Consider the following 12,112-nt stretch of genomic DNA (forward strand, 5'->3'; position numbering starts at 1 on the left):
GGGGGTCGGGGAGCAGATTCTCGAAATCCGGCGCTAAGGATTTACGGCAGATAGTAGCGTACTATCTGCCGTAACTCGTGAGTCGTCCTGCCGCGATGGTCGTTCCGGAGATGGGCGACTCCGGAAACTATCTGCCGTAGTGCTGAAGGGCGGTCGGGGTGGGATCGGTGAGCTCGCTACCGGCGCGGGCCGCCGGGATCCGGCTGGCGGACGCGACGCGGACCTTTCTGGGCACGATCGCGGCGGTGAACACCCGCCGCGCCTACGCCTCGGCGTTGGATCGGATGGTGCGCGACTTCGGCGCGGACGGCGATGTCGGGTTGTTGAACCCGGATCGGGTGTCGGGGTGGTTCGACTACGTGTGGGGCGACAAGGCCCCCAAGACCTACAACCTCCGGCTGACCGCGGTGTCGGCGGCGTGCGCCTACTGACGCGATCAACAGTGGCTGACCGGCGATCCGGTGTCGCGCCTGCGGGCGCGGCCGAGTGCGCCGGACAACAGCAAGGCGATGACCGCCGCCGAGGTTGCGGAGCTGCTGGGCATGGACGCGGCCCTGCGCGAGCGGGTGTTCTGGTCGATGCTGTATGAGTCCGCCGCGCGGGCGGAGGAGATCCTGAATCTCGACATCGAGGACCTGGACACCGTGAACCGATGCGCCACGGTCACCCGCAAGGGCGGCGCCCGCGAGGTGATCTATTGGCAGACCGGCACCGCACGGCCGCTGCCCCGGCTGATCGCCGGACGGAAGTCCGGGCCGCTGTTCCTGACCGACCGCAAAGCCAAGCCGTCGGTCGCCAAGACCGACACCGACAACTCGACCGGCCGCGCCCGACTTTCCTACCGCCGCGCCGCGACGCTCCTCGAGGAGCACACCGAAGGGATGCGACGCGGACCGTTCACGCTGCACCAGCTGCGGCACTCGCGACTGACCCACGCCGCAGAGAAGGGCGCTTCCACGCCGATGCTGATGGCGTTGAGCGGACACACCTCGGTGCGCAGCCTGGTCAAATACGCGAAGGTCTCCGCCGAGGCGCTGGGGCGCTGGCAGGCCGAGACCGATCCCGCTGCGCGGCGGCGCTCCCGCTGAATCTCTCAGTAGCTGACGGTGACGAGTTCCGGCGCGTGTCTGCGTATCTTGTTCAGCACCTTGACTGTTCGGCCCGAGCGCATCTGCTCGAGGGGGGCCGAAAGAGACCAATCAAGTGCGGCACCGTCGATGGGTGTGGTCTTCCGCGTCCGGGAACTCATAGCCGCTGCCGGGCGTGCGTGGTCGTGGTGTTTGTCGGATCCGGCGGGGGCACGGCCGAGAGTAGGGCCGTGAGGTCGCGCGAGACCTCGCCGGGGTTGGAACAGCCGTGGGAGATGAGCGCGCGGGAGCGCGGCTTCGGTCAGGCCGTATCGGATATGGACGGCGTCGTGGTGTTGCAGGATCGCCAACGTGTGGATTCCACTGGCGATCAGGCCACCGAACTGGCCGTCCTGCGCCGCCGCCCGGTCGATGTGAAACCACTGGGGATCCCAGTGGGTGGCGAAGTCGACGAGTTCGGCCTCGGTCACCGTGTGTGAGCCCAAGTCGAAACGCTGGCCGATGCCCAGGTCCTCGGCGTATACAAGGCGTGTGTGCTCATGGTGCGATCCCACCTGCACGCCGACGGGTTTCACCGCGGCGCCATGCGGATCGCGCCGTCGAGGCGGATGGTTTCGCCGTTGAGCATCGGGTTGGTCACGATCGCCTCGACCAGCTGCGCGTACTCGGCGGGGTCGCCGAGCCGGTTCGGGTGCGGCACCTGCTGTCCCAGCGAAATCTGAGCCGCCTCGGGCAGCGTGCCCAGCAGCGGGGTCTTGAACAGGCCGGGCGCGATGGTGTTCACCCGGATCAGCAGCGACGCCAGGTCGCGGGCGATCGGCAGGGTGGCGCCGACGATCCCGCCCTTCGATGCCGAGTACGCGGCCTGTCCGATCTGCCCGTCGAAGGCCGCGACCGAGGCGGTGTTGACGATCACGCCGCGCTCGCCGTCGACGGGCTCGTTCTGCGACATCGCGTGCGCGGCGAGGCGGATGACGTTGAAGGTTCCGGTCAGGTTGACCTTGACGATCTTCTCGAATTCGGCCAGCGGGAACGGTCCGTTCTTACCGACGGTCTTGACGGCGTTGCCGATGCCGGCGCAGTTCACGGTGATTCGCAGTGAGGACTCCGCGTTGGCGCGCTCGACCGCCTCGGTGACCGCGGCCTCGTCGGTGACATCCGCCGGAGCGAATTCCACGGTGTCGCCGAGAGCAGCCAGCGCATCCGTGTTCGCGGTGGGCAGGTCGACGGCGATTACCCGGGCGCCCGACTTGGCGAGGGCGGTGACGGTGGCCAGTCCGAGGCCCGAGGCTCCGCCGGTGACGAGTGCGTTGGTTCCGGTGATATGCATGAATACTCCTGACGAAATAGGTTGAGAACATCGGGTTTTTGACAAAGTGAGGTGTGACTGACGCAGTGGTGTCACTGCGCGAAGGTCAACCTCATAAGGCGCGGCCGATGAGTTCCTTCATGATCTCGTTGGTGCCGCCGTAGATCTTCTGCACGCGGGAAGCGGCGTACATCTGCGCGATCGGGTACTCCATCATGTAGCCGTAGCCACCGAAGACCTGCAGGCAGCGGTCGACGATCTCGCACTGCTTGTCGCTGCCCCACAGCTTGGCCATCGACGCGGTCGCCGCGTCGAGGGTGCCGTCGAGGTGACGCTGGATGCAGTGGTCCATCAGGGTCTTGCCGGCCAGCACGTCGGTCTTGCACTCGGCGAGTACGAACTTCGTGTTCTGGAAGTTCAGGATCGGCTTGCCGAAGGCGTGACGTTCCTTGGCGTACCTGATGCTCTCCGCCACCGCGGCCTCGGCCACCGCGACACCGCCGACACCGAGGATCAGCCGCTCACGCTGCAGCTGACCCATCAGCTGGTAGAAGCCCTGCCCCTCGACGCCGCCGAGCAGATTCGCTGCCGGCACCCGCATGTCGGTGAACGACAACTCGCGGGTGTCCTGGCCGTGCTGGCCGATCTTGTCCAGCACCCGCCCACGCTCGAACCCCGGAAGATTCTCCGTCTCCGCGACGAGCAGCGAGATACCCTTGGAACCTTGGCTCGGGTCCGTTTTGGCGACGATGACGAGCAGGTCGCAGTGCGACGCGTTCGAGATGAACGTCTTCGAGCCGTTGATCACGTAGTGGCCGCCGTCGCGAACCGCGGTGGTCCGTACGGCCTGCAGGTCCGAGCCGGTGCCGGGTTCGGTCATCGCAATGGCGAGGACGCTCTCACCGCTCGCACATTTCGATAGCCAGCGCTTCTTCTGGTCCTCGGTGGCATAGGCGGCGATGTAGTGCGCGACGATCGTCGAGTGCACGGCGAAGCCGAACGCGGTGTCGTGGGCGTAGGCGATCTCCTGCTGCACGATCGCCTCGTGGCCGAAGTTGCCGCCCCCGCCGCCGTATTCTTCGGCGATGTCGAGGCACAGCAGTCCCGCGGCGCCGGCCTTGGTCCAGAACTCGCGGTCGACCTGGTGCTGCGCGGCCCAACGGTCCTGGTTCGGGGTGGCTTCCTTGCGGAAGAACTCGGCGGCGTGCTTACGCAGCAGCGCCTGATCGTCGGTCTCCCACGGGGAGCGGTAATCGGGGAACAGCTCGCTCATGATCGGTCCTACTTTCCGGTGAATTCGGGGGCGCGCTTGGCGAGGAACGCGGCCTGGCCCTCGCGGCTGTCGGCGGAATGGATGGCAACGTGAAAGTTGCGCTTCTCGTGCTCGAGTCCTTGCGCCAGAGAGGTTTCCAGGGCCTGGAGGGCGGCATCCTTGGCCAGCGCCACCGCGAGCGGTGAGTTGGCGGCGATCCGCTGCGCCATGGCGACCGCCGCTTCGAGGGCGGTGCCGTCCGGGACGGTCTCGGCGACGATGCCGGCCGCGCACGCCCGCTGTGCGGACAGGAAGTCGCCGGTGAGCAGTAGGGCCATCGCCTTGGACTTGCCGACGGCCTGAATCAGGCGCTGGGTTCCGCCGCCGCCCGGGATCACGCCGAGCTTCACCTCCGGGACACCGAACTTGGCGGATTCGCCGGCGATGACGATGTCGCAGGCAAGCGCCAACTCGCAGCCGCCGCCGAGTGCGAGGCCCTCGACCGCAGCGAGGACCGGCTTCGGGAATCGGCCCAGGTCGGCCCAGATGGTGCCGCCCAGCGCGGCTCGATCGCCGAGCAGCGACTGGTCGCGAATGGCGTCGAAATTGGTGATGTCGGCTCCGGCGCAGAAGATCCCGCCGGCGCCGGTGAGCACGATGGCACGGATCTCGTCGTCGTGCCGAGCCGCGACGAGCTCGGTGTTCAAGGCGGTGAGCACCGCCTCGTTCAGACTGTTGCGAGCCTTGGGCCGGTTGATCTCCAGGATCAGGAGGTGGCTGTCGCGGGCCGTGCGTAGCGGGGCGTTGTCGGGGTTCATCGGACGTCCTCGTAGACGTTGGTGTGCGCGGCGCGCATGGCCTTCTTGTCGAGCTTGCCGACGCTGGTGCGGGGCAGCTGGTCCAGATACAGGACGGTCTCGGGCAATTGCCATTTGGCGAATGCATCGGCGAGCAATTCGTGGATCTCCGACAGTGGAAGTTCCTGCCCGTCGGTCGTCACGACGAGTGCTACTGGACGCTCCTGCCACTTCGGGTGCGGGACGCCGATGACGGCCGCCTCGGCGATCTTCGGATGGGCAACGAGTGCGTTCTCCATGTCGATGGAGGAAATCCATTCGCCACCCGACTTGACCACGTCCTTGATCCGGTCGGTGATCTTCAAGTAACCATTCGGGTCGATGGTCCCGACATCGCCGCTACGCCAATACCCGTCGAGGAACTTGTCGGCGTCGTCGTCGAGCTTGTGATAGCGCTCGATGATCCACGGTCCGCGCAGCAGCACTTCACCCTGACTCGTGCCGTCGTGCGGGAGATCGTTGCCTTCCGCGTCGACGATCCGGATGTCGATGCCGTTGACCGGCAAACCCTGCTTACGCTTGAGATCCCACTTCTCCTCGTCCGAGATCACACCGCGCAGCGAGGGCTTCAGTCCCCGGTTCACCGCGACCAGAGGGGTGGTCTCGGTGGCGCCGTAGGCGTGGATGACGTCGGCTCCAGTGATGTCGTGGAAGTCGCGCATCAGCGACAGCGGCGGCTCGGTGGCACCGGACAGCAGCCGCGCGCGGGAGAAGTCCGGTGCGACCGCAAGCGTCTTGATGTAGTTCATCATGGGCTGGAAGATCGCCGGCGCACCGTTTGCGACGGTGACTTGCTCCGCGATCATCGCGTCCACGAGGACGGATGTGTCCTCGGCGATGTAGCGACCGGGCAGCACGATTTTTGCGGCACTGTAGGCGGCCGCCTGGGGTAGGCCCCAGCCCTGGCCGTGGAACATCGGCGTGATGAGCATGACGGCATCGTCGCTGCTCATCCCGAGTCCGGCGACCTCGGCGAGGGTGTGCAGGTAGATGCCGCGATGCGAGTAGTAGATGCCCTTGGGCCTGCCGGTGGTGCCGGTGGTGTAACACGCGCTGTAGGAGGAGGTTTCGTCGATGACCGGCCAGTCGATCTCCGGGCCGGCGTCCGCGAGCAGGTCCTCCCAGTGCACCGCGTGCGGGAGCGTGGTGGTGATGTCGGCCAGCGGCTTATCGGTCATCACCACCCACGTCTTCACGTTCGGCGTATGCGGTGCCAGCGCCTCGGCAACCGGAAGCAGCGACTCGTCGATGAGGACCACCGATGCATCACTGTGTCCGGTGACGTAAGCGAGATCCTCTGGCGCCAAACGCAGGTTCATCTGCAACATCACGGCAGCGAGGCCGGGAATCGCCCAGTACAGCTCGTAGTGCCGCTTGCTGTTCCAGTCGAGGATCCCGACCACATCGCCCGGCCCGACGCCGATCGAGCGAAGTGCATTGGCACTTCGTTGGATTCGCGCGTAGGCATCGGCGTAGGTGTACCGGTCCCAGCCGCCGTCCGCGGTGCGGTACACGATCTCCTGCTCGGGATAGGTGCGCGCGGCGTGCCGGATGATGGTGGTGGTGTTGAGTTGATAGTGGTCGCCGTGGGTGGAGGGCAGGCCCCTCACGATCTCGTGGCTCATGACGTCCTCAGATGCGTTCGATGATGGTGGCGTTCGCGGTGCCGGTGGCCTCGCAGACGGTCTGCAAGCCGAACCTCTTGCCGGAGCGTTCGAGTTCGCAGAGCAGGTCGGTGAGCATCCGGGCTCCGGTCGAGCCCAGCGGGTGGCCGAGGGCGACGGAGCCGCCGTTGACGTTCAGCTTGTCGTCCGGGACGCCGAATTCCCGTTGGAAGATCAGCGGCACACCGGCGAAGGCCTCGTTGACCTCGAACAGGTCGATCTCCTCGACGGCCAACCCGCTTCGGCCGAGCGCCTTGTGGGCGGCGTCGAGGATCGCGGTGAACTGGATGATCGGGTCGGCGGCGGCGACCGACAGCGCGCGGAACCGGGCGCGTGGGATGAGGCCGTTGCGCTCGGCGTACTCGCGGTCGGCGATCAGCAGCGCGGCCGCGCCGTCGCTGATCTGCGAGGAGTTGGCCGCCGTGGTCCGCCCGTCGGCGCCGAACACGGCTTTCAGGCTCGCCATCTTGGCGGGGTCGATGTGCTCGCGGATGCCCTCGTCCGAGTCGATGACCGGACCGGTCGGGTCGTCGGGGTCGGCGGTGATCGGCACCATCTGGTCGCGGAACTTCCCGGCCCGCGTCGCGGCGTGCGCCCGCTCGTGGCTGCGAGCGCTGAACGCGTCCAACGCCGCTCGGCTCAGGTCGAACCTCTCGTTCATCAGCTCCGACGACGGGCCCTGCGCCATCAGCCCACCGTCGTAGCGGTCGAGTTCGCGCGGGCTGTACTGCGGGCCGAGCGGCGCGCCGGGCAGGAACGCCGGAGGCATCGGCACCCGTGACATCGACTCGACGCCGCAGGCGATCACCAGGTCGTGGGAACCCGCCATCACCGCCTGGGCGGCGAAGCTGACCGCCTGCTGCCCTGAACCGCACTGGCGGTCGATCGTCACCGCGGGGACCGACTCGGGCAGCCCGGCGGCGAGCACCGCGTGGCGGCCGAGATTGCCCGACTGGACATCGTGCTGGATGACGCAGCCGGTGATGACGTCCTCGATCGCGGCGGGGTCGACGCCGGCGCGGGCCACAAGCTCCCGCAGCGTCTGCCCGAGCAGGTCCACCGGATGCCATGCGCTGAGGATCCCTCCGCGACGGCCGACCGGGGTCCGGACCGCGCCGACGATAACGGCCTCGCGAACACTCATGACAAAGCTCCTTGTGCTGAATTACGGGGTGCCGAATCGCGGATTCCGATCAGGGGAATGTCGAGGCGCTTCGCGACCTCCTCCCATTCGCGCGTCGGCTTGGAAAGAAACGTCTGCTCGAGCTCCTCCTGGGTGCCCTCGACACCGAGACCGGCGCGGGCGCGCTCCCAGAAGTGCGGCTCGAGCGCGGCCAGCGCGACGTGGCCGTCGGAGCTGGAGTAGATCCGGTAACCGGGATGCGCCCCGCCGAGCGGCGCGCCCGCTCCCATCAGACCGTGCCGAACTGCGGCGCCGGCGTCGGCGGCCGCCTGTTCGAGGACGACCCGCTCGCGGTGTCCCACGCCGGACTCCGCGGCCACGCGCAGGGCGAGCAGGGCCGCGGACACGGCGCGCTCGGCGCCGAGCAGGTCGGCCACCGGGACGGTCGGCATCGTCGGCGGCTGGAGAGTGCCGTGCAGGGCCTGGTACGTCAGGTCATGGCCGGGCTGCTCCGCCGCGATCCCGTCGTGCCCGACGATCTCGATATGCGACAGGTGCGGATTCGCCGCGGTCAACTCGTCCAGGCCGAGCTTGACCAGCGCCGAGGGGCGCATGGCGGTGAGCATCAGGTCGGCACGCGACAGCTCGCGCGCCGCCACCGCCCGATCAGCGGGGTCCTTGAGGTCGAGGGTCACGACCCGCTGGCCCACAGTGAGCTCGTCGTACCACGTCGGCGCCACGGCCCGCAGCGGGTCGCCGGCCGGCGGTTCGATCTTGGTGACGGTGGCGCCCAGCGCCCGTAGCCGCGCGGCGGCGAGCGGGCCCGGCAGATTGATCGCGAGCGACACCACCTGCACGCCCTGCAGCGAACTCGACTGCGACATCATCAACCCCTTTTTGACTATACTGATGTATAGCCATTAATGCGCATGTACTGTCTAATGTCAAGGGTGTATGCTTTTTTCCCTGATAGGAGGCAATTTCTGTGACCGACCCCCGCGCCAGTGACGAGGACCTCACCGCGAAGGCCCGCATTCGCAACGCCGCGCTCGACCTCTACGCCGAGCGCGGCGAGGATCGCGTCTCGATGCGCGCCGTCGCCGCCGCCGCCGGGGTCGCCGTGGGATTGGTGCAGCACCACTTCAAGACCAAGGACGGGCTACGCGTCGCCGTCGAGCAACTGGTCGTCGACTATTACGCTCTGGCGATCGCCTCTGTGCCGGACGAGGGCGCCCCAGCGCAGGTCGCCGCCGCTCGAGACGAGGCGGTGCGGCACATGCTCGCGACGCATCCGACGGTGGTGAACTACATCCGGCGCGCTGTGCTCGATCCGCAGGGAAAGAGCGAGTTACTCGAGCGGCTGACCGACCTGAGTCGCAGAGAGATCTCCAAACTCCGCTATTCGGGCAAGACCTCGACACGGCGATCCGAGTCCTCACAGGTCATCGGGCTGATGGTTCGTCAGCTGGGGCAGCTGCTCATGCAGCCGATGATCGATGACATGTGTGACTTCCTCGACCGGACGGGCGTGCCGCACAGCGACAAACTGACGCTCTCCGTGACCGTAATCTAGCGGTAGTTTGTTGGGTCAGGTCGGAGGTAGAGGTGCAGGCCGTGGCCTGTTTCGCGGCTCAGGAGAGACTTCCGCCGACATGCGTCGTCAGGTCCTGAGCGGTCATCCGCCACCCTTCGACTCGCGCTACTCGTCGTCGTCGGCGTCCGGGTCGCGCAGCGGTCGGTGAACTCCGCTGGGGTCGGGCAGGTGGAAGCTGTAGTGCCCGTCGATGCCGATGTGGGCGCGCACGAACGCCGACAATCGCTCGACATCGGTGTCGAGCACCGGGTATCCGCCGGCTCGCAGCGCGGCGAGGGCGCGGTTCTCGTAGACGGTGTTCCACACGACGACGCAATTGAGCACCAATCCCAGCGCCGAGAGCTGGTCTTCCATGCCCTCGTAGTAGGCGCGGGTCATCTCGCCCTTGCGGCCGTGATAGATCGTGCGCGCCAGGTCGTGACGACCCTCGACGAGATTGGACTGGGCCTTGCCCTCGCGCCGGTAAGGTTCGTCGTCGGCCAGGCGCAGGATGTGCAGGGTCTTGAAGATCCGCCCGAAATGGGCGATGGCCTGGCCCAACGCGGTCGGCTGCCCGTCGCGGGAGATCATCCTGGTGACCTCGTGCGCCGACACCTCACCGGAGTGGATCGACACCGCGATCCGGCACATGTCCTCCCAGTGCGCGGCGATCTTGGCGGTGTCGATCACCCCGCGCGCCGCCTTGTCCAGCGGCCCGTAGTCGGCTCGGGCGTCGATGCGCCACAACCGCTGATCGGGCAGGTTCGCCAGCTGCGGCCGGTACTGGCGGCCGATCAGATGCAGCAGTCCGAACACGATGTCGGAATACGACCCGGTGTCGGTGATGATGACCTCCGGAATCCGCCCGCCGTGCTGGGACACGATCACGTCGATGGTGTGCAGCGAATCGCGAGGTGTTCCGCGCAGCACCTTGCCTGCCAGCCCGGCGGACTGGTCGTTGAGCATGTTCAACCAGGTGATGCCCAGTTTCCGGCCGAAGTACTTCGGGTTCGGGCGGGCGTTATGGGTGCGCACGGGCACCACGAACCGCATCCCGTCCACCGAGGCGACCAGCCCGCCGCCCCACGCTTGGGCCAGGGGGATGTCGGCCTGGGCGTCGACCAGCACGGCGTTGGCCGCCTCGATGGTCTCGGCCCGCACGTAGCACTGGTCGACGTGCAGCAGCCGATCCCTGGTCAGGGCGTCGACACCAGGCGTTGTCACCGGTTTGAACCCGACGTTCATCGCATAGGAACAGAGCACGGCCGCCACCGACAAGCCGAGGTCGGCGACGCGGGCCTCGTTGCCCGAGGTGTGGGTGAACGCCTCGGTGAAACCGGGATGCCAGCTCATCACCTCCGTGACCAGTTCCGGCAGGTCCACACGCGGGATCATCGCCTCCACCCGGCGGCGCAGGTCGACCAGCGACGCGGGCTCGGCCTTGGCGTCCAGCGCGGCGACGTGCAGTTTGCCGTCGGCGTCGATGCTGGCTGGGGTGTCCTCGCCCAGCCGTGCGGCCAACTCCCGATAAGCGGTCTCCAACGCCGTCGCGTGATCGGTCAGCAGCTGCGTCGGCGCGGCGGGCAGGCCCAGCGCGTTCATGCCGGCGTCACGCGCAGCCTCCCAGGCTTCGCCTGCCAGCAGGTGCGCCCGCGGGTCGCGCCACCGCGACGAACGCACCGCGAAGATGCTGCGGTGCTTGAGGTGTCGGTGGAACTGTTCCAACACGCAGATCGTGTAGGAGTTCCGGTCGACGGTGCCCTCCGGTCGGCCCGGCGTGTAGATCAAGCGCTTCCACGCGCCGACGATCAAGTCGTGGTCGACCTTGCGGGCGTCCAGCAGGTTTGCCGGGATCTTGCCCGACGACCTGGATGTCAGCAGCTCGGCGAGGGTCTTCATTGCCGCCAGGACGGCGGCGCCGTCACTGGTCGCGCCGAACTCGATCGTGTCCATCAGCATCGACAGGAACGGGCGGACCGTGGCGAACTTGCCGGCCAACTCGATCAACCGCTGCCCATCCAGCTCCGCGTCGTCGGCGGGCACCAGCTCGTCGACCGCCTGGACCGCGTGCCGCAACTCGGCCCGGGTGACGGTCTTCTCGATCATGTCCAACACCACGCCCAGCCCGACGTCCTGGTTGACCTCGACCATCTCCAGCAGCACCTTCACCGCTGCCGCGAGCTTGCCTGCGTTGCGTGACACCCTCGGATAGCGACGCAGCTTCTCCTCGCGAGACTCCCGCTCGGCCTTGGACAGAAGCTTCGTCGTCATCAACATGTCGAAGGTCTCCAACACGTCGTCGACCGCCCGCGCGCTCAACACAACGACCGTCGCGGCCAGCACCGCCAAGCGCTGCTCACGCGTGGGCAGCCGCCGCAGCGCGGCGGCCTTGCTCGCCAACCCGTAGGTCGCCAACCCCGTCAACCGACGCGGCGGGATCGCCCTCACGTCGATGCTGTCCACCCCGACCGCTTGCAGGTCGACAACCCTGCGCAGCGCCGCGAGCATCCCCTTCGACGACGCCTTGAACACGCCCTTGCGCAGCCGCTCCAGCTCGCTGACCTTCTGCCCGCCCTCCGCAGGAACCTCCAGCAGCCGCAACAAGGCAGACGCGGACTCCGAGGTCAGCTGCTCGCCGAGCTGGCGCCACAACCGGGCGTCCGCCGCGTTGCGGCCGTCGCCGATCAGCCGCTCCAACGTGGTGATCCCCGGCAGCAGCGCCTGACGCTTCCGCAGCCATGTCACTGCGTCGCCGAAGATCGCCTTCGGTCCGTCGCCGGTCATCCACGCCTGGTCGACGATCCACGACGTGAGCTCCGACTCCATCTCGCCGAACGGCTTGAGTCCGTACACCTGCTGGATTTCCCAGGCGTGTTCGAGCTTGGTCTTCTCCCGATCGGTGTACCGCTTCACCATCGACGGATCGGAGATCTCCAACTGCTCGGCCAGATACTCGATCAACGCGGGCGGGACATCCAGCGGATCAGCCAGGAACATTCCCAGGTGACGCACCGTCACCACCTGCACCGCGAACCCCAGACGGTTGTAGTCGCGCCGCCGCGCAGCGATCAGCCGCCGGTCCTCGTCATCCAAGTAGCAGTAACGCTCCAGCTCCTGCCGAGACAACGCACCGAACCGGCCATAGCCGCCCTCATCAGTCACGACGACATGAAATCACCTACAGCGCAAGGTCGCTCGGCGATTGCCCCTTAGCGCCGGATTTCGTCAATCTGCTCCCCGACCCCC

The 12,112-nt window shown here is 67.3% G+C and carries 10 protein-coding genes and 1 pseudogene; 3 read left to right on the forward strand and 8 right to left on the reverse strand.

The features are described from left to right. Positions 1 to 167: 167 nt before the first annotated feature. Both JF781_RS26245 and JF781_RS26250 read left to right on the forward strand, forming a co-directional pair. Positions 168 to 431 carry a hypothetical protein gene (locus JF781_RS26245; protein WP_225330463.1) on the forward strand — a complete coding sequence of 88 codons (264 nt, stop codon included), beginning with the start codon at positions 168 to 170 and terminating at the stop codon, positions 429 to 431. A gap of 78 nt (positions 432 to 509) precedes the next feature. Further along, positions 510 to 1,088 (forward strand): site-specific integrase, encoded by a 579-nt coding sequence (locus JF781_RS26250; protein ID WP_202916944.1) that lies wholly within the window; start codon positions 510 to 512, stop codon positions 1,086 to 1,088. A 335-nt stretch (positions 1,089 to 1,423) separates the two neighbouring features. On the opposite strand, the pseudogene JF781_RS26255 reads toward JF781_RS26250, so the two are convergent. From JF781_RS26255 to JF781_RS26285, 7 genes and pseudogenes are all read right to left on the reverse strand, one after another. Next, positions 1,424 to 1,663, reverse strand: a pseudogene (locus tag JF781_RS26255) (MaoC/PaaZ C-terminal domain-containing protein); the annotation flags it as partial. Beyond that, positions 1,660 to 2,418, reverse strand: a complete 759-nt coding sequence (locus JF781_RS26260; RefSeq protein WP_011331213.1) for a 3-hydroxyacyl-CoA dehydrogenase — start codon at positions 2,416 to 2,418, stop codon at positions 1,660 to 1,662. The gene JF781_RS26260 and the pseudogene JF781_RS26255, both read right to left, overlap by 4 nt. A 91-nt stretch (positions 2,419 to 2,509) precedes the next feature. Further along, positions 2,510 to 3,670 carry an acyl-CoA dehydrogenase family protein gene (locus JF781_RS26265; RefSeq protein WP_011331214.1) on the reverse strand — a complete coding sequence of 387 codons (1,161 nt, stop codon included), beginning with the start codon at positions 3,668 to 3,670 and terminating at the stop codon, positions 2,510 to 2,512. Positions 3,671 to 3,678: 8 nt separating this feature from the next. After that, entirely contained in the window at positions 3,679 to 4,467 is a 789-nt protein-coding gene (locus tag JF781_RS26270) for an enoyl-CoA hydratase/isomerase family protein (protein ID WP_011331215.1), read from the reverse strand. Then, positions 4,464 to 6,131, reverse strand: a complete 1,668-nt coding sequence (locus JF781_RS26275) for a long-chain-fatty-acid--CoA ligase (protein WP_011331216.1) — start codon at positions 6,129 to 6,131, stop codon at positions 4,464 to 4,466. Before JF781_RS26275 ends, JF781_RS26270 begins: the two co-directional genes overlap by 4 nt. Positions 6,132 to 6,138: 7 nt before the next feature. After that, the gene (locus JF781_RS26280) at positions 6,139 to 7,314 is read right to left on the reverse strand and encodes a thiolase family protein (protein ID WP_011331217.1); all 1,176 of its coding nucleotides are present in this window, start codon (positions 7,312 to 7,314) and stop codon (positions 6,139 to 6,141) included. Continuing rightward, on the reverse strand, positions 7,311 to 8,177 hold the full coding sequence (locus JF781_RS26285; protein WP_011331218.1) for a CoA transferase: 867 nt from the start codon (positions 8,175 to 8,177) through the stop codon (positions 7,311 to 7,313). The genes JF781_RS26280 and JF781_RS26285 overlap by 4 nt, the downstream gene beginning before the upstream one ends. A gap of 101 nt (positions 8,178 to 8,278) precedes the next feature. On the opposite strand from JF781_RS26285, the gene JF781_RS26290 reads away from it, so the two are divergent. Continuing rightward, entirely contained in the window at positions 8,279 to 8,866 is a 588-nt protein-coding gene (locus tag JF781_RS26290) for a TetR/AcrR family transcriptional regulator (protein ID WP_011331219.1), read from the forward strand. A gap of 126 nt (positions 8,867 to 8,992) precedes the next feature. Here JF781_RS26290 and JF781_RS26295 read toward each other — a convergent pair whose 3' ends face one another. Beyond that, a complete protein-coding gene (locus JF781_RS26295; protein WP_011331220.1) occupies positions 8,993 to 12,028 on the reverse strand; it encodes a Tn3 family transposase in 3,036 nt (1,011 codons plus the stop codon). Between the last annotated feature and the right edge of the window lie 84 nt (positions 12,029 to 12,112).

The sequence above is a fragment of the Mycobacterium sp. WUMAC-067 genome (assembly GCF_020217485.1).
Lineage (GTDB): Bacteria > Actinomycetota > Actinomycetes > Mycobacteriales > Mycobacteriaceae > Mycobacterium.

Excerpts from the sequence above, each read along its gene's own strand:
- JF781_RS26270 (WP_011331215.1), bottom strand. The coding sequence starts at position 4,467 with ATGAACCCCGACAACGCCCCGCTACGCACGGCCCGCGACAGCCACCTC.
- JF781_RS26285 (WP_011331218.1), bottom strand. The coding sequence starts at position 8,177 with ATGTCGCAGTCGAGTTCGCTGCAGGGCGTGCAGGTGGTGTCGCTCGCG.
- JF781_RS26275 (WP_011331216.1), bottom strand. The coding sequence starts at position 6,131 with ATGAGCCACGAGATCGTGAGGGGCCTGCCCTCCACCCACGGCGACCAC.
- JF781_RS26250 (WP_202916944.1), top strand. The coding sequence starts at position 510 with ATGACCGCCGCCGAGGTTGCGGAGCTGCTGGGCATGGACGCGGCCCTG.
- JF781_RS26280 (WP_011331217.1), bottom strand. The coding sequence starts at position 7,314 with ATGAGTGTTCGCGAGGCCGTTATCGTCGGCGCGGTCCGGACCCCGGTC.
- JF781_RS26260 (WP_011331213.1), bottom strand. The coding sequence starts at position 2,418 with ATGCATATCACCGGAACCAACGCACTCGTCACCGGCGGAGCCTCGGGC.
- JF781_RS26265 (WP_011331214.1), bottom strand. The coding sequence starts at position 3,670 with ATGAGCGAGCTGTTCCCCGATTACCGCTCCCCGTGGGAGACCGACGAT.